This is a genomic window from Arcticibacterium sp. GJ41-1 (genome assembly GCF_055808875.1).
Genome location: NZ_CM147888.1, coordinates 2,085,144 through 2,103,010, shown reverse-complemented (window position 1 = coordinate 2,103,010; position 17,867 = coordinate 2,085,144). Strand labels below are relative to the sequence as shown.

Below are 17,867 nucleotides of genomic sequence, written 5' to 3'. Positions count from 1 at the left end.
TTTGATGTCGGATGATTACTGTCTCTAATCTATTGCCTAACATCTATTGCCTCTCCTAAGTCCCGTCTTTTGTCCAAAAGTCTAATAATCTACTAATACAAAACTATGCTCTAAAGCCATGCAACAGGGCTGCAAAGGGCTTTTTGATTAAAAATCATGGCTTGTTCTAATCAAAATCAATTGCCCTAGCCTAATTCTTAAAACTGAATTATTATATTCACGGCATGCAAGAAAAACCAGACCTTATACTGCGAGACAAACTAGCCATTGAAAGAACACATTTGGCTAATGAGAGAACCTTTCTGGCGTACTTTAGAACATCTTTTGTTTTTTTAGTCACTGGACTTACCTTTTTAAAACTTGATTATTTTACAGAAGTCAGTTGGCTCGGCTGGACTTTCATCGGGCTTTTTCCTGTCATTTTAATCTTTGGCGTCATTCGACTTTTTAAGGTGAAGAAGAATGTGAATGGGATGTATATTTTTGATTGAAGCTTTAGTTATTCCGTCAGTATAGCACACGGATTCTAAGCGATTAAGTTCTAAAACAAAAAATCCGCATCCCAGACTTATCATCTGAAATGCGGATTTTTATTTGATTGATGCTCTAGCTTATTTCTTCAAATTAGCTAGGTATTCTACCACATCTCTCATATCTCTTTTACTCATAATACTGCCCATTGGAGGCATACCTGATGGCATATTTTCTCTTTTTGCTATTCTTGAAATTGGAATTTCAAGTGGCTCTGCATCACCCGTAGTAATAATAAGCTCCTCCGCCCTTTCTTCCGCTAAAATACCTGTTACCTCTTGACCATCTTTTAGAGTCAAATAGATGGTACCATAACCAGGAGAAAGTCTTGCACTTGGGTCTACCAGTGCTTCTACTATTTGCTCACGCGTAAGTGTTTTACCAATACTGCTTAAGTCAGGTCCTACTGTACCACCTTGACCATTTACCACATGACATCTGATACATTGCCCAGTAGAGTTATTATTAAAATACCTGCCACCTTGGTAGCGGTTTCCTCCGTTTAGCACACCAGCATATTCATCTAAAATATTGCCTTTAGGCATAGCCCCTGCTAATTTTTCTTTCAAGGCTTGTGAATCACCTGCTTCTACAGCTTCAGATAAATCAAGCGTAAGTGCTGCTGGTAATTCTTTAGCAATTAACTTATCTATCAAACTACTTAATACCTCTGATGTCTTCTCTGCTGGCATCATACCCAAACTTTGAATTAACTTCTGCTGCTCTCTTTGGCTTCCTTTTTCCAATACACTGTTTACCATTTCTGGTAACAACTCCATGGAGATATTCACTTCGTTTAGCATACCTAAAGCCGTTGTTCTTACCGCTCTGCTTTTATCGGCCAATCCTTTATTAACCATGTCGCTAATTTGAGGGTAATTCAATGCAGCCAATGATGTCAAAATACTAGATTTAACATCACTTGAAGAAGTGTTGTTAAAAATATCAGCTAGAGAATTATTAAAACCTCTAATGCCCAAGTCTTTCAATAACTGAGATGCAGCTTCTAATACCGCAGGGTCTTTAGAATCAAGGAAGCTGGCCATTTTAGGAATTACCAGATTTCTAATTTTCTCTCCATCTCTTTTTACTTCGCCTCTATACCTTCCGTCTACTCTATCTAAAACAGATGGTTCTGCCCAGTTTCCTAAAGCAGCTAAAGCTTCTGCTTTCATTGCCTTTGGTGCTGTAGCACTTTGAGCGTAAGCTAACACATCATTTAGTTGTTTATCTCCTCCCACTCTCAAAGCAGCATTTATAGCCCTTCTTAAGATTATCTCCGATTTGATTTTCGGGTCGTTTATCAGGTTAGCAAGTGCCGGCAAAGCACCTTCTATAGAGAAATCATCATTAATGGCTCTAGCAGCTTCAGCTACTATATACTCATCAGAGTCAGATAGGTAATCTACTATTTCCTCGTCTCTCCATTTACGTAAAACCAAAACACCCGCTGTCCTTAAAGCTTTTGAAGGGCTTTTTTGTAAAGCATAAACGGGAGCTTTATTTTCAATTCTGCTCAATGCTAAAACACCTGCATGTCTCAGGTAGTTATCTTCATCATTATTTTCTGCCAACATTTTTATAAGTTCGTCAGCTGCGTTTTTATGGCCTATTCTACCAACAGCTTGAGCTGCAAAAAACTTAACGCGAGGATTGTTGTTTGACAAAAGCTCTGTCAATTTAACACCAGCTCCTTCAAATCTCACATCACCTAATACTTTGGCGGTTTGGGCTATTATTTCAGCATCTGCATCCCCTAGATATGGCATCAAATTAACACCACCAGAATTCGATTTAGCTATTATTTGACCCATTCCCCATAAGCCATGAATTCTAGTTAATTGATTTTCCCTTTGAGCAATAGCTTTCAATAAGGTTTCTGTATTATTGGCTTCTGCTAAAGCAAACTGAGCTTTCTGACGAATTCTCATGTCCTGATTGAAAAGCAACTTATATAATTGCTCTGGCGTTTGGCCCGCGTAGTCTAGCGTCATCAATCTTTTAGTTTCTGCTCTTTCCGCTTTTAAATCAGTTTCTTTCGTGTCAATTTTCCAAACACGACCGTAGTTCTTCGTATCCCAACCATTTATCCAATCAGCCGCATACAAAGCTCCGTCTGTTCCAAATCGGATACCCGTAGCCAAAACTCCACCAACCATATCAACCTCAGAATTGAAATCAAAACTAGCTCCTTTAGGTTTCAAGTCAAAAGACCAAATATGAGCCCTAGAAGGTGTACCAGGAAACTCTACTAAGAAAAACTTGTTAAGCCATTTAGAGCCAAGAGCTGTACCTGGGTTAAACTGCATTCCTGTAGGACCATTATGATAATTTCTGATTGGAGGCAAAAAGTACGCAGCTTGACCATCCCATCTTGGTTTGTACATTTCTTCGTCCATCCATACTTTGTAGCCGTTGTTCTTATCGTCGGTGTATTTACCAAACTGCCAGTTAATTCTCCATCCAGAATCACTTCCCTCTACTATATGTACCAATCTTTCAGACTCTCCTTTATGATCGCCGTCGTTATCAGAACTGATGATATTACCATAGGCATCAAAAACAAACTCATGTGTATTCCTGTGACCGTGCGAAAAAACTTCAAAGTCAGAACCATCTGCATTACACCTTACTATCACTCCTTGATTAGGATAGTGATGCTTTTTACCCGTTTGGTCTGTAAAACTTAAACCAGGGTCACCTATTCCCCAATATATTTTCCCATCAGGACCTTCTATCAAACCTGACATTCCGTGTCCGCCAAAACCAATATGAATATTAAACCCAGTAGCAATAGACGTTTTCTTATCATAAAAGCCATCATTGTTGGTATCTTCTATTCTCCATAAATCAGGTCCAATTCCAATAAAAGCGTCATTTCTTCTAATTAAAACGGCACCGGCCACGTCAGTGATTTCTTCATGAAAATCTCTTAGCACTTGTGTAGACACATCTGCTCTTCCGTCACCGTCGGTATCTTCTAATCGCCAGATTTCATCTTTCTCCACGGTTAAGTCACGCCAGTCGTGAACACCATCTTCATTCAAATCTTTTAGCCATTCATTTTCTTCTGAGTTTTCTGCCGAAAAAATTCTACGTAAAAAAGCTCTACGCTCTTCTACAGACTGTAAAGAGATTGATTCTGTCATCCAGTCGCGATGCCCTCTAATATCAAACTCAGAGTTCTTTTGACGGTTTGTCCTTGTCAAATAAATTCTATTCTGGTCATCTATTGACATCGCAATAGGGTCAGGTGCTAGGGAATCTGTAGCCCACAGGTTTATTTTCAAACCTTCGGCCAATGTAATAGGTGTACTGTTTTCAATATCCTCCGTCAACTGTCCATTAGAGCTATCCGCAATTTTGGAAATAATACCGCCTGGTTTATTGGCGACTTTCATGCAAGACCACACCAAAACGGCGGCAAATGCAAACAAGGAAACTCTAAAAATATTCTTCTTCATAAGGGTTGTTTAATTTCTAACATCAATACTACGCATTTTGAGCTTATTTTGACAGTTAGGCCTTTAAATTATCGACAAATAAGAACTTTAAGATGTACGTATCAATACTACTTAACATTATCCATTAAGCTCCTCACAAAGCTTTTTACCACGTACGGATACATGTATATGATAATATTAAAGCGATTTCAGATTCTTTCTTTACCGATTCGGCATTTTTGAATGTGCTTATTTTTAATAGTCAAATACAATCCCTAATTTTTGAAATGAAATTCAACCATAACCTAAATTTTATAAAGTCTAGGTTATACTAATTACTTATTACAATGAAATCAAATCTTAACTCTAGAAGAAAATTCCTTAAAACCTCTGCTCTAGGGGCGGCTGGTTTAGCTTTTTCAGCCAAAAGTTACGCCCGTATCATAGGTGCGAACGACAGAATCAACATGGCAACCGCCGGTCTTCATGGACGAGGTAGAGCCCATTTAAACATGGCAAAATCATTAAGCAAATCGCTAAATGTGATTGGCTTAATAGACCCTGACGCTAGAACCTTTGCCAGAGTTCAGTCTGACTATAAAAGCATTTTAGGCAATGCAAAAACTTACGAAGACTTTAGAAAAGTTTTAGACAATAAAGATTTAGACGTTTTAACTATTGCTGCCCCTGACCATTGGCATGCCCCTATGGCTATTTTAGCTATGCAGGCAGGTAAAGACGTTTATTTAGAGAAACCTTGCTGCCATAACCCAGAAGAGGGCTATTGGCTAAAAGATGTAGTAGCTAAAACTGGGAAAACGCTACAAATTGGTAATCAACAACGCTCCGCTCCTACTTCTATAAGCCTTGTGCGTGATTTGCGAGAAGGAATAATAGGCGATGTATATTATGCCAAGGCATGGTATGAAAACAACCGTGGAAGCATAGGCACAGGAAAAGTAGCACCAGTACCAAGTGAGTTTAACTGGGATTTATGGCAAGGGCCGGCACCTAGAAAAGAATATAAAGACAATTATGTACATTATAATTGGCATTGGTTTTGGCACTGGGGTACGGGTGAAATAAGTAATAATGGTCTGCACGAAATGGACATTGCTAGATATGCTCTTGGTGTAGACTTACCGTCAAAAGTTTCATCAGCAGGTGGAAGGTTTACTCAGAAAGACGATTGGGAATTTTACGATACTCAAAACGTATCTTTTGAGTTTGCAGAAGGTAAAATGCTAAGCTGGGAAGGAAAAAGTGCTAACGGCATGGACGTACATGGCAGACCTGGAGGAAGGGGAACTTGGATTTACGGTACCAACGGAACTGCTGTGGTAGATAGAGGCGGTTATATTATCTATGACAAAGCCAACAACATCATAAAGTCTGAAAACGAGCGAAACAGTAGCTCTTCTGTAGATACTTTAGGTATTACAGGAATGGACAATTACCATATGCAAAACTTTGTGGATGCCATTCAAAAAGGAGAAGCCCTTAACTCGCCTATAGACGAGGCCGTAAAAAGTACATTGCTTTGCCATTTAGGAAACATGGCTCAAAAAACTGGCAAAACACTTACATGTGACACTACTACCGGAAAACCAAATGATGCCGAAGCCATGAAGCTTTGGGGTAGGTCTTATGAGAAAGGTTGGAAACCGGTGGTTTAGAAATTAAACATTAGCAGTATTTAATTGGAAGCAAATGGGGAAACCTATTTGCTTCTTTCTTTTATAAGGTCTTTTGTTTTATTATCGGCTCTTAATTTAAGAATAACCTGCTTTATGACATCAATAATTAGAGCTACTACAGAGCATTGCTCACAAATATTACAAATTGGGAAAGTGGCTTGGGTAGAGGCTCACGGACATAGTGCACCAAAAATTGACATTGACCATTATTTATCAAAAAACTACACCGAAGCTGCTTTAAAAGACCAGCTTTTAGATAAAAACAACATCTATCATATCATCTACTACAATAATGAGCCCGCAGGTTTTTCTAAAATAGTGCTTAACAAGCCAAATATTAACTTAGCAGCAGAAAACACAGCATTACTAGATAGGATATACTTACTCAGTGCTTTTCAAGGAAAAAAATTAGGTTTAGAACTCCTTGAATATAATTTGACCTATGCTAAAAAACATTCTCAAGCCGGCATTTGGCTAGCCGTATGGGTAGAAAATCCAAAGGCAATTAGCTTTTACTCAAAAATAGGCTTTACCATAGTGGGAAAGTATGACTTTCAAATCTCTGCAAACCATGCCAACCCTAACCACATTATGTTTCTGGGCTCTTAAACAAAAAAAGAGGAAGTCTCATAAGTAAAAAGTAAGCTCTGAGAATTGCTTATTTGAAAATGTTCTCAGATAGGAGTCCAAATAAAAAGAGGCTGTCTCACACTTTTGAGACAGCCTCTTAAAATACATTATATGGCTATTATTCTTTTACAAACTCACCCGAAACTACTATCTGAACTTCGTGACTTAATCCAGAAGCAGGCATATCACTAATGCCATATACAGTACGGTCTACTTCACCAATTCCCTTTAAACCAATCATAAGTTTCTTATTTCTTGGGTGTGTAACTGGTCCGTTTATAGTCACAGCTAAAGTCACCGGAGCAGTTTTGCCTTTCATAGTAAGGTCGCCCACCATAGTGTATTTCTTACCAGAAAGATGCTTAAAAGAAGTACTTTTAAAAGTTACTTTAGGGTGATTAGCAGCATCAAAAAACTTTTCTCCTTGAAGGTGTCCGTTTCTCATTTCGTTGTCAGTATCAATACTTGCTACATCTGCACTAAACTCAAAAACTGCATCTGAAAAATCTTCTTTTGCCGAAGTTATTTTAGCGTCATATACTTTAAACTTTCCACTTACATCAGAAAGCATCATGTGGGTAATTTCAAAACTTACACTTGAGTGTGATTTATCAACATTCCAAGTTTGAGCACTTGCTGCAAATGAGCAAAAAACAAAAAGAGCTATTAGCGAATAATTCTTCATAAAATTTATCTTGTAATTGTGAATTACAAAGATGTCTAATTCTTCAACAGTTGTCTTCAGTTTTATACAATTCACCACTTTTTCTCGACCATTAGGCAAAAAAACTTCTCGAAAAGTCATTTTTTTTCAATTTCAACCGCAATCGATTGAAATTGCATATTGAATATACATATGTATATACGAAATACCCTTCATCAATTCCAACAAACTGTTTCGTCGCTTTTTTTACCTATTTCGTCGATAATAAAAATCATTATAACCTTGTTTTCAGGCACTTAAAAGACTAGCTTTAAGTATACTCACATTAACTATTATGTCAAACACAGTAAAATTAGCCCTCTACACCGACTTTTCTGACGAAGCCCGAGTTGCCCTAAATACCCTTATTTTTAATACTTGGGGATTTGATTTCGACTTAGATATCTTATGTATTTCAGAAGACCATAATCTATTCGAATCTAAGTCAAAAATGGAAGATTTAGAGAAAGAACTTCACTTTCATTTAGAAGAAGGACACAACATAAAAACTGAAATATTTCTTAAAGGAGAAGAAGATAAACTTATAAAACATATCAATACCGAAGCATACTTGCTTTTAATGTTGGGTATATCTGACTCTAAAGTCAATTGGGAAACAGACTCTATCTATAATAAGATTTACTATCAAGCAAAAACAGATATTGCTTTAGTGCCATTACGTCATCAAATAAAAATTGAGAATAGAGGTATAGTAGCATTAGAATTTGAAAATCTTGAAAAGCTTCATACACTTAAAAAATCTGAGGAATTCTTTAAATTCTATTTTGCCAAGTTAAAACTTGTCATTATTTCTGATAATTTATTATCAGCGGATGACAATAAAATGATAAAAGCATTCACCGAAAAAGTCTTACCTGGCTTAGATATTGACGTTTCCAACTTTAAAAAAACGGCATCTGAAGATGGTATTTTACTTACTGTATTAGAATTTCCTATTGATTACTTTATCTATTTTGCTGACGACTATTTAGAAAACCTGGTTCAGGAAAAGCTAAGAGCTGCCCGCTTACCTGGCATTCACAAGTTTACTCTATTAAAAATGGATGTTAGCTTGAAAAAGCTGAATGCACTAAAACATAACAAAAAAGAAATTTCCATATTAAAACTAAGAACTCTTCAGGAGCAATACTCTTCAACAAATAATAACTAAAATACAAATAACATATAGGTTTCCAAGGCCTATATGTTATTGCCAAAGTTCAGGACTCCACCATTGGTTTTCTAAATGAAGTTAACAGCTCTGAGAAAAATTCTAAACCATTATTACTTTATTCAGTTACTACTAAGCTCTCTTTCAATGCACTTAATTTCCTAAGTTAAATTCAAGCTGCTTTGGAAATGAAAATATCAAAATAATACAATTACTTCAACCCGAGCTAATATTTCAGTCAAAAAAACAAAACATTTTCCCACTCTTAACCTACAAATTGCACAAAATTAAGAATTTTATCATAAAAAAGACACAAAAAGAATGTTACCGCTAAATAATTCAAGATTGCGAAATAAGCAAATCAGACAGGAAAAGTCAAATACACAGATAACAGACCAAACCTAGGCAAGCGGACAAAACAACTCAAACTAATTGAATATTAGCAGTTTGTAACATATCTTTGCATTCAACAAAGGCAACAAGCCGCTTTACCTAATAATTAGAATAATACACATTCACCCTCTCATGTGGGTATGGTTTACTCTGCATTATTTAGAAAGTCAATTTTTACTTTGTATTTTCATCAAACGCTAAGGGTTCTTAAAAACCATGTCAGAAATTATAAACATTGCTTTTTGCACCAATTTTTCGGATGTATCAAAAGCTTCGCTAGAGAGTATTATGTTTAATACTTGGGACTTTCATTGTAATGTCCATCTAATTCATTTTGTTCAAGATGAAGAGGAAACTGAAGCAAGGGAAAAATTAGACAGGCTGGTAGAAGAAACTCAATTAGCCTCCAGTGAAGGCCAGAATATCTTCAGTAAACTTTTCGCCAAAGACGAATTTGACCAAATGATTGACATTTTGAATAATTCGAATTATCAAATTATTGGTTCAGGAATGCCTTTCAACGTTTCCGGAAAAAAGAGTTCTTTTATTTCTCTACTTACTGAAAATGTCAATAAAGACCTTACACTTATACCTCAGGGACATAAGATAAAAATTGAAAACCGCTCAACCATAGTTGTTGATTCAGAAAACATTGACAACCTTTATTTGACAAGTCTTTTCGAAGAGTTTTATAAGTTTTTACATACCAAAATCACCATTTTCCTTTTATCAGATGTAGTTCTTGAGAAAGATGCTCTAGCAGAGTTTCAGGAGAAAATAAAGACAATCATGCCGGACCTTAATTACAGGTTAATTAACCATGATAGAAGTAACTGCTTAGAAAACCTTAAGACAGAAATAGAAAAGGATGGTATTGACTATCTTATCGTTTTTAAAGGCGATTACTTTGAGCAGTTTATGCTTAATTTGATCAAAAACAATGACCACAACTTGAAATGGAATTTTTCACTTTTCAGAAGCTATGTCAATCCTGAAATTATTCAGAACATCAAAAATGGGGTTGCCCCATATCCTAAAATCAAACTGAATTATGTTATCGCATGAGAAAAGCTGTAAAGATTGGTTTCTGTACAGACTTTTCTAAATCTTCCAAAATATCGCTAGAAACGCTACTGTTTAACGTATGGAGCTTTGACTGCGACATTCATCTTTTTCATTTGGTAGAAGACGACAACCGTGATGATTCTTATGCAAGACTATGCCAACTTCAAGAGGATTTAAGTAGCTCCCTTGATAGTTCTCAAAATGTAGAAGCCTTCCTTTTTGAAAAAGGCGAATCAAGGAAATTAATAGAATTCCTCAATAAGGGAAATTACATTTCTGTATCTATTGGAATCTCCTCCTTTAATAGTGATTCGGTTATGAGTGATTTCATAAAAGAGCTCTATCAAAACTTAGAAATGGACTCGGCGGTTATTCCTATTAACCATGAGGTCAAAATAGAGAATAAAGGCATGATAGGCATGCAATATGACCATTTACACTACTTATATGCCTTGAGAAAATATGAGGAATATTTCAGGTTTCATTACGCACGCCTAAAAATACTAATCCTTTCAGAAACAGATTTTTCTGACACTAAACTCTTAGAAGTAAGAGAAACTATAGACGGCATATTAAAAGACATTAAATATGAGCTCGTTATTATCAAGAAAAGTGATGCAGATAAAGGCATCTTGCACGAATTAGAAAATACGCCTTTAGACTATTTTCTCTTCCCTACTGATGATTATTTCTATTCTTATATCAGCAATTCCATAGAAAAAGACAGTCTTCCTGGCGAATTGAAATTCTCTTTAATAAGACTCTACATTACGCCAGAAAACGTCAAACAGGAATCTTCTTTTCAACGGATAGAATTGAAACCAGTCTAGGCTTCGTTTTTCTTTAACTCAAAATGGAAAGGAAGAAATTCCTGAACATCATCTGCCATAAAAACATCTTCTTTACCATCCCACATCCATATTTCAATGGGTTGCTTTTGACGGTTTCTTATATCTGAAATAACCTGCAAACATCCTGCACATGGCACTAAAGGGTTTGGTACTTCATACTTTTCCGATTTGGCGTGCACCACTATTCTTATTACTTTATTTTGTAAATCTTTAGCACACTGAAAAAGTGCCACTCTTTCTGCACATAAGCCTGATGGAAAAGATGAGTTTTCTTGATTAGCCCCCAAAACCATTTCTCCATCTTCTAGCTCCACAGCACAGCCAACATAAAACTCTGAATATGGGGCAAATGATTTTTCTGTGGCGTTTACAGATAAACGTAAAAACGACTGTAAATTCTCGTCTAAGCTTGAAAAATTTAATTGTTTTAATTCTACTGTTTTCTTCATTAAGTCTTGATTCTATTCTTATAAATCGGTCACTCTAACCACCGATGTATAACGGCCAAAAACATCCACAGAAACTTCTTTCCCGTTTAGTTTGACCTTTATTTTTTCCTGTTTTAGTGGGTCATTCCATGCATCATAAACCAATACTAATGCCTCAGTACCTGCTTCATTATACTTTACAGCTACTAGCTGACTCTTATCATAAAGCGAATAAGAAGGTAACACAGCATCACCCGCCGTAAATCTACCGTTTTCTCTGGCAGATGGCACAAAATCCCAGTCAGTTTTAGCTTCAATAATATCTTTATTCATACTTACTGCCCACTTTCCGCCTTCCCATCGGTCAATATTCCTATAATTTTGAATAGCATACTGCCCTGTAAGTTTAGGCGAAAATGATGTCGCTACTTTATTCCCTTGTGTATCATAAACATTTGTAGCTGCTCCTAAATAATCATTTTGGTCTCTTCTACTATATGGAGATGACCATAACTCTCCCCCATCACAAAAAGCAAAAGCCCAAACAGCAGCATTATGCATAGCCGATGGAAACACCATAGGTTTAGCATCTACAGAAAGTGCTCTTCCTTTACTATCGGTAAACCATTCTTTACCCATTTCAAAGCCTCCAACATATTCTTGATTATGCCACCACATCAAAATACTCTTTTTATTAGGCTGAAATTTCTTATTCATCATGTGCTGTATGAGCATATGCTGTACGTAGCCATAATTGGTAGGATAATTTAAATAGCCTCCCACATAATTGATATCAGAATTATTCAGAAAAAAACTATTAATGGAAAAAGGGCTTTTTTCATTTTGCTGCGAATCCCATTGACCTAAATTACCGGTAAATTTAATGTCGTCGGTTAACTCATACTTATAATTATTCCCTTCCACATTTACTCTATTGAGAAAGAACAATCCATGTGGCCAAATTGATAAAGTAGTATTCGGATATTTAGCTTTAAAGGCATTCAAGCAACGTTCTAACTTATAAATTGATTTGCCGTAAGGGCTACGCAAAGCCTCCCAATTAAGTACTAAATGCCCTACATTTTGATATCTGTTAAGCACATGTTTTTCAAAATTCCTGTACAGTAAATCCTCATCTACCTTATCTAACCATGCATTTACTTCTTCTTGTGAAACCGAATAGGCTGGAGGTGCTCCACTTTCATAAAGCCAAGCATCATAATCATAATAAACTCGCTGCTCTTTTGGAGACACAAAACTGTTGGTATAGGTATAACCTTTCCTCCCGGCAGCATTGCTTTCGTCGTCGTTTATCATAAAACTAGTCATGCCTAATTTATTTTTAGGCAAACTGTAATCAGGAAAATACTTATAAAACTGAGGTAAGTGTGTATTTCCTATGTCATCAGGAAAATCATCTGGCATAAAAAAGTACTCCAAATTTCCGTCTTTCCAATGGTTTCTATTTTCACCTGGAATATGTACAAAATGTTGCACATAAGGACCTCCATTCCAAGGTAAGATATTCTCCATTTGTAATATCACAGGAGCAAAGTCAAAACCTCGCATAGGCTCCACATTGGCGTCTTTGAGCTTATTATCTCTTACCTCTTTAAAGTGCTCAGTTTCCCAGAAAACAACCTTGGTATTATTCAGGTCGTCTTTCCAAACATCATCCCACCGAGTATCTGTCAAAAGAAGATTCTCACGAGCGTCAATTTTAAAATTTAAGAGAGAAGCCGTTTTCAAACCCTTATCAAAGTATTGTTCCCCTTTGGTAAAGGCTTCCTGATTGGTTTTAAGAAGCCCCTTCCCTACTTTTAAATTTTCATAGGAAACCTCTTCATCCATAATTACTTCCTCTGCAGATTGCTCGGTATTCCCAGTAGACTGAGTCTGTGGGTATATACAAGATTCCACAAACGGGATAAGAAGGAAAACACTTAAATGGTAAATTTTCATAAAGTAAATCTTACAAGTCTAAAAGTGAATAGTATAACAATAACGCACTAAAAGGCTCTTAGTTTTGTAAAAATAGAAGATTAATATGGAAGCTAAACTTCAAATACCCGTTTTAGGCATGACCTGTGCCAGCTGTGCAGGAAGTGTAGAACAAATTTTAAAGGAAACACCTGGCGTAAAATCGGTATCGGTCAATTATGCCAACGAAAAAGCTTACCTAAGCATTGATGAAGATATCACAAACCTACCATTACTCCAGAAACAGGTTCAGGCGGTGGGATATGATTTAATAATAGAAGAAGACAGCTCTGCCGAAGAAATCAAGCAAGACCTGCTTAAAATAGCTAAAAAGAACACCATTTGGGCGGGTGTATTCTCTGTGCCCCTCTTAATTATAGGAATGCTCGGTATGCACTGGCCTTATGCCAATTATATCATGATGGCCTTAGCCACTCCTGTGCTTTTCATTTTTGGCAAAAGCTTTTTTATCAATGCGTATAAACAAGCAAAAGTTGGTAGCGTAAACATGGACACCCTAGTGGCTCTAAGTACTGGAATAGCCTATACTTTTAGTCTTTTCAATACTTTCTATCCCGCCTATTTTGAAAACAAAGGACTTGAAGCTCACGTTTATTATGAAGCTGCAGGCGTAGTGATATTCTTTATTTTGATAGGAAAGTGGTTGGAAGAAAAAGCAAAATCTGGCACTTCAGATGCTTTGAAAAAATTGATTGGCTTACAGCCAAAAACTGTAACTGCTATCAGAAATGGTGTTGAAGAAATAGTTGCCATCAAAGACCTTATCATTGGTGACATTTTGGTGGTAAAACCTGGTGAAAAAATACCCGTAGACGGCACCGTAAAAAAAGGAGAATCCTATATTGATGAAAGTAGCATTAGCGGTGAGCCAATGCCAGTGTTTAAAAGCAAGAAGTCAAAAGTTTTTGCAGGCACTATAAATCAAAAAGGCAGTTTAAGAGTTTTGGCAAAGAAAATAGGAAGTGATACTTACCTCTCGCAAATCATCAGCTTGGTAGAAGCTGCACAGGGAAGTAAAGCTCCCATCCAAAAAACGGTTGACAAGATTGCAAGTGTTTTTGTGCCCGTAGTCATTGGAATATCCATCCTAACTTTTGCTATATGGATGATTTTAGGAGGCGAAAACAGGCTAGCCTTGGGTATGCTTTCCGCCTTATCAGTTTTGGTGATAGCTTGCCCTTGTGCTTTAGGACTAGCCACTCCTACCGCCATTATGGTGGGCGTGGGAAAGGGAGCCGAAAACGGTTTCTTGATAAAGGATGCTGAGAGTTTAGAAATCGCCCAACACATTGACACCGTAGTTTTAGACAAAACAGGTACCATTACCGAAGGCAAACCTTCCGTGGTAGAAACATTGTTTTACAGCTCTTTTCCTGAGCAAAAAGCTCTTATAAAAAGCTTAGAAGCTGTTTCCGAACATCCTTTAGCTGATGCCATCGTTGATTATTTTAAAGACGAAGAGCGTCTTGATATTACCGATTTTGAATCCATTACGGGTGTCGGTGTAAAAGGAAACTATAAGGGCAAAACATACCTTGTCACCAAACCATCCTATGTAGAAAAGCTGTTGACTAAGAACATAAAAGAAAATGTGAGTAAACTGCAAAACGAAGGTAAAACCGTAGTAATACTCTCTAATGAAACCGAAATACTAGGCATTATAGCCATTGAAGATAGTATAAAGGAATCTTCGGCGGCAGCTATCTTAAAAATGCAGGAGCAAAACCTAGAAGTAATAATGCTCACTGGCGATAATGAAAAAACAGCGGAAGCCGTAGCAAAAGCCGTTGGCATAGAAACGTTTAAAGCGAACTGCCTCCCATCTGATAAAAGCGAGTTTATTCAAAAATTACAGCAAAAAGGTAAAAAAGTAGCGATGGTGGGCGATGGTATAAACGACAGTGTTTCCCTAGCCCAAGCAGATGTGGGAATAGCCATGGGCTCTGGCTCCGACATTGCTCTTGATGTAGCTAAAATGGCCATCATCTCAAACGACCTCATGAAAATACCAACCGCCATAAGGCTGTCTAGAAAGACCATGAACACCGTAAAACAGAACCTTTTTTGGGCGTTTATTTATAACATTATTGGAATTCCGCTGGCTGCAGGAATTTTATATGCTGTAAATGGTTTTATGATTAACCCCATGATAGCAGGAGCTGCCATGGCGTTTAGCTCGGTGAGTGTGGTGCTTAATAGTTTAAGACTTAAAACCACTAAAATTTAAATAATAGAAAATGAAAGAATTAAAATTCAAAACGAATATCAACTGTGGCAACTGTATCAAGTCTGTAACACCCTTTCTAAATCAATTAGATGAGGTAGACGAATGGAAAGTTGACACCGAAAATCCAGATAAAATATTGACGATTGAGGGCGATGATATTACGTCCAAAGAGATAATTGAAAGTGTAGAAAAAGCAGGTTTTAAGGCGGAAGCTATTTAATCGGCAATTGCAGAGAGATGTTTGTCATGATTTTTCATTAAAAATCACGACAAACAAATTGAACATTCGGTATTTTACGAGGGGTTTTCACCCCTCGCTATTAACATGTCGCTCCGCTGGAGCTTTGGTTTCAAGACACATTTGCCCTTTCTCAAAACGCCATAATGGAATTAGCTTCTTTGCCTTTTGCGAGGGGTTTGCACCCTCGCTATTAATATATCGCTCCGCTGGAGCTTTGTTACCACGACATGTTTACCATGTCTCAAAAATGCCAAAACGAATTAAGCTCTTGTTTTTTTACAAGGGGTTTGCACCCCTCGCTATTAACATATCGCTCCGCTGGAGCTTTGTTACCATGACATATTTACCATATCTCAAAACGCAAAAACGAATCAAACTCTTGCTTTTTTCACGAGGGATTTCCACACCTCGCTATTAACATATCGCTCCGCAGGAGCTTTGTTACCATGACATGTTTACGCGGCCTCAAAAACGCCAAAATGGAATTAGCTTCTTTGCCTATCACGAGGGGTTTCCACCCCTCACTATTAACATATCGCTCCGCTGGAGCTAAAAGGACAACTCCTTTAAAGCAGCATATTGCATACAAAAGGGGAAAATACCCCGGAGGGGTATAAAATGAATAGAGAACTTCTCCTTGACCACAATAATCCATTTGGCGGAATTTTGGCATAAAAAGCCAAAATTGTGACAAATATTTAGAAGAGAAATAGCAATCAATTAGACAGTCAAGCCCATTGATTATTATACCCAATGTGTATCAAACAAACCTAAAAAGCATGGTGCAAACTCAGCTGAATTTGTCTTTTCTTAACGCTATTGGTAGTTTGGGTCATGAATGCTCCTTGCATACGCAGATTGTCTGCTAAAGAATAACCTAAACCTGAGTAAAACCTATTTCTGTCGAACAATTCTACGGAGAAATTATTGCTTGCTTTTCCTTTTTGACCGTTCACAAACAACTCATTATACAGGGCTAAGTATAAAGCACCTTTCTTAAGGTCCGTTTGGTTAAGAGGTACATTTAAGAAAAGGTTATAACGGTATCGTGTTCTCGTATCTAGGTCCGCCACCCAACGCTGTTCAAACCTAAAACGATGCGTAAAATAAAATCTTTTTCCTACTTTATGAGGCATTAGAGCTTCTTGATAAATTCTACTTTCTGTGCTAGTAGATTTATCATCTTTTCCCATGGCACCAGATGTGATATGGCCATAACCCAGTGTAAATTTTACATTATTGTTTTTAGGGGAATATGTAAATCCTCCTCTCAGAAGAAGCTGTTCCAAATCACCGGCTACTGCCCAGTTTCTATGTTGAATATCTCCTTGGAGCCCAAATTGAGAGTTTTTAAACTTGGTATTCCAGAAATACATGTACCAGCCCCCTACATCAGGATTGAGGCTCTGGCCCATTACAGAAGTACTGAAGAATAAAAGCACGAAAAGAATACGAACCATTTTTAATTGTTTTGTTGTGCTCAAAAATATCATTCTTGAACTGTAATGACAAAGGCGGATAGACAAAAGGCTATTTGTCGGGTACTTAGTGTTTTAGTATCTCGTATTATTAGTGCTCATTAAGAAAGCATATATTACCGAGACTAACTATAATTCTTTCATTGGCCTTCCGGCCAGGATTTGATTTTTTGCAGGTCGCCGCACCATTTGAAAAAAACGAATCGGAGAGGCGTTCCTCCAAAAAAAGCAAAACCCTGTAAACTCGCACGGTCAAAATTCCATAACCAGTATACAAATTATAACCTTGTAAGTGGGAGTTTTGACCGTGCTCAGACAGTACAGGGCTTTATAAGGAATGTCCTTTTTATTAATCTATTGACAACAACTACTTAATCATCATGCGGCTTTGCTGTCTTTTGACAGCAGTCTGGTAATCTATCGTGAGCTTTTTGGTCTGCTACTACTTCATCTGCATCATAACCTATTTTAGTAATGGCAGTCTTGATTTTGGCAGCATCTGTTTTCTTTGCATTATAAGCTACCGTCACCACCTTATCATCTAAGTTAAGTTCTGCTTTTTCTACGCCTTTTGTCAGGCTTAAATCTCTTTCTATTCTGTCTTTACACATTTTACAGATAGCCGAAGTTTTGATGCTTACTACATTATCATAATTTGCGAAATTTTGAGCTTTAGCTCCAAAACTCATCAAAAAGCCGAGTACTACAAATCCTATTATTTTTTTCATATCTCAATTTAATTAATTTTCAAATATCTTTCTACTAACAAACTGTTAATCAACAGCATCAGAACTAACTTCTGCCAAATCCATTTTACAAACAGGGCATTTGCCGGCCTCTTCGTACGTTTTATCGCCTTCGCACTCCATAGGGCAGGCATATTCTACGTGAGCTACTTCCTCAGCAGCTTCTGACGTTTCTGATGTACCTGAATTACAAGCTCCTAAAAAGCCTAAAAATAGTACGCCTAAAACTAATTTACTTTTCATCATTTTTTATCTTGTTAAT

The 17,867-nt window shown here is 37.0% G+C and carries 15 protein-coding genes; 8 read left to right on the top strand and 7 right to left on the bottom strand.

The window, feature by feature from the left end; all coding sequences use genetic code 11:
• The first annotated feature begins 224 nt into the window (after positions 1-224).
• Positions 225-491: a DUF202 domain-containing protein gene (locus AC0L6O_RS08485; protein ID WP_473307798.1), complete on the top strand. Its 267-nt coding sequence runs from the start codon at positions 225-227 to the stop codon at positions 489-491.
• A gap of 120 nt (positions 492-611) precedes the next feature.
• Here AC0L6O_RS08485 and AC0L6O_RS08480 read toward each other — a convergent pair whose 3' ends face one another.
• Positions 612-3,995 carry a DUF7133 domain-containing protein gene (locus tag AC0L6O_RS08480; RefSeq protein ID WP_473307796.1) on the bottom strand — a complete coding sequence of 1,128 codons (3,384 nt, stop codon included), beginning with the start codon at positions 3,993-3,995 and terminating at the stop codon, positions 612-614.
• A gap of 326 nt (positions 3,996-4,321) precedes the next feature.
• On the opposite strand from AC0L6O_RS08480, the gene AC0L6O_RS08475 reads away from it, so the two are divergent.
• Both AC0L6O_RS08475 and AC0L6O_RS08470 read left to right on the top strand, forming a co-directional pair.
• Entirely contained in the window at positions 4,322-5,650 is a 1,329-nt protein-coding gene (locus tag AC0L6O_RS08475; RefSeq protein WP_473307795.1) for a Gfo/Idh/MocA family protein, read from the top strand.
• 114 nt (positions 5,651-5,764) lie between these two features.
• A complete protein-coding gene (locus tag AC0L6O_RS08470) occupies positions 5,765-6,280 on the top strand; it encodes a GNAT family N-acetyltransferase (protein WP_473307794.1) in 516 nt (171 codons plus the stop codon).
• 139 nt (positions 6,281-6,419) lie between these two features.
• Here AC0L6O_RS08470 and AC0L6O_RS08465 read toward each other — a convergent pair whose 3' ends face one another.
• Positions 6,420-6,986 (bottom strand): YceI family protein, encoded by a 567-nt coding sequence (locus tag AC0L6O_RS08465; RefSeq protein WP_473307792.1) that lies wholly within the window; start codon positions 6,984-6,986, stop codon positions 6,420-6,422.
• Positions 6,987-7,299: 313 nt separating this feature from the next.
• Between AC0L6O_RS08465 and AC0L6O_RS08460 the strand changes: the two genes are divergently transcribed.
• The 3 genes from AC0L6O_RS08460 (at position 7,300) to AC0L6O_RS08450 (ending at position 10,463) form a co-directional block, all read left to right on the top strand.
• A complete protein-coding gene (locus AC0L6O_RS08460; RefSeq protein WP_473307791.1) occupies positions 7,300-8,175 on the top strand; it encodes a hypothetical protein in 876 nt (291 codons plus the stop codon).
• 609 nt (positions 8,176-8,784) lie between these two features.
• Positions 8,785-9,633 (top strand): hypothetical protein, encoded by an 849-nt coding sequence (locus tag AC0L6O_RS08455; protein ID WP_473307789.1) that lies wholly within the window; start codon positions 8,785-8,787, stop codon positions 9,631-9,633.
• On the top strand, positions 9,630-10,463 hold the full coding sequence (locus AC0L6O_RS08450) for a hypothetical protein (protein ID WP_473307788.1): 834 nt from the start codon (positions 9,630-9,632) through the stop codon (positions 10,461-10,463). The genes AC0L6O_RS08455 and AC0L6O_RS08450 overlap by 4 nt, the downstream gene beginning before the upstream one ends.
• On the opposite strand, the gene AC0L6O_RS08445 is transcribed toward AC0L6O_RS08450, so the two are convergent.
• Together AC0L6O_RS08445 and AC0L6O_RS08440 are read right to left on the bottom strand one after the other, a co-directional pair.
• Positions 10,460-10,933: a cytidine deaminase gene (locus tag AC0L6O_RS08445; protein ID WP_473307787.1), complete on the bottom strand. Its 474-nt coding sequence runs from the start codon at positions 10,931-10,933 to the stop codon at positions 10,460-10,462. The two genes, AC0L6O_RS08450 and AC0L6O_RS08445, sit on opposite strands and share 4 nt — an antisense overlap.
• Positions 10,934-10,951: 18 nt before the next feature.
• Positions 10,952-12,874: a hypothetical protein gene (locus AC0L6O_RS08440; RefSeq protein ID WP_473307786.1), complete on the bottom strand. Its 1,923-nt coding sequence runs from the start codon at positions 12,872-12,874 to the stop codon at positions 10,952-10,954.
• A gap of 85 nt (positions 12,875-12,959) precedes the next feature.
• On the opposite strand from AC0L6O_RS08440, the gene AC0L6O_RS08435 reads away from it, so the two are divergent.
• Positions 12,960-15,140, top strand: coding sequence for a heavy metal translocating P-type ATPase (locus tag AC0L6O_RS08435; RefSeq protein ID WP_473307783.1), 2,181 nt, complete (start codon positions 12,960-12,962; stop codon positions 15,138-15,140).
• A gap of 10 nt (positions 15,141-15,150) precedes the next feature.
• Positions 15,151-15,360 (top strand): heavy-metal-associated domain-containing protein, encoded by a 210-nt coding sequence (locus tag AC0L6O_RS08430; protein ID WP_473307782.1) that lies wholly within the window; start codon positions 15,151-15,153, stop codon positions 15,358-15,360.
• 791 nt (positions 15,361-16,151) lie between these two features.
• Here AC0L6O_RS08430 and AC0L6O_RS08425 read toward each other — a convergent pair.
• The 3 genes from AC0L6O_RS08425 to AC0L6O_RS08415 all read right to left on the bottom strand — a co-directional run bounded on the left by AC0L6O_RS08425 (position 16,152) and on the right by AC0L6O_RS08415 (position 17,851).
• Complete coding sequence (locus AC0L6O_RS08425; RefSeq protein WP_473307781.1) at positions 16,152-16,841, bottom strand: DUF2490 domain-containing protein; 690 nt, start codon at positions 16,839-16,841, stop codon at positions 16,152-16,154.
• A gap of 389 nt (positions 16,842-17,230) precedes the next feature.
• Positions 17,231-17,587 (bottom strand): heavy-metal-associated domain-containing protein, encoded by a 357-nt coding sequence (locus tag AC0L6O_RS08420; RefSeq protein WP_473307779.1) that lies wholly within the window; start codon positions 17,585-17,587, stop codon positions 17,231-17,233.
• A 45-nt stretch (positions 17,588-17,632) separates the two neighbouring features.
• Positions 17,633-17,851, bottom strand: coding sequence for a heavy metal-binding domain-containing protein (locus AC0L6O_RS08415; protein WP_473307778.1), 219 nt, complete (start codon positions 17,849-17,851; stop codon positions 17,633-17,635).
• Positions 17,852-17,867: the final 16 nt, after the last annotated feature.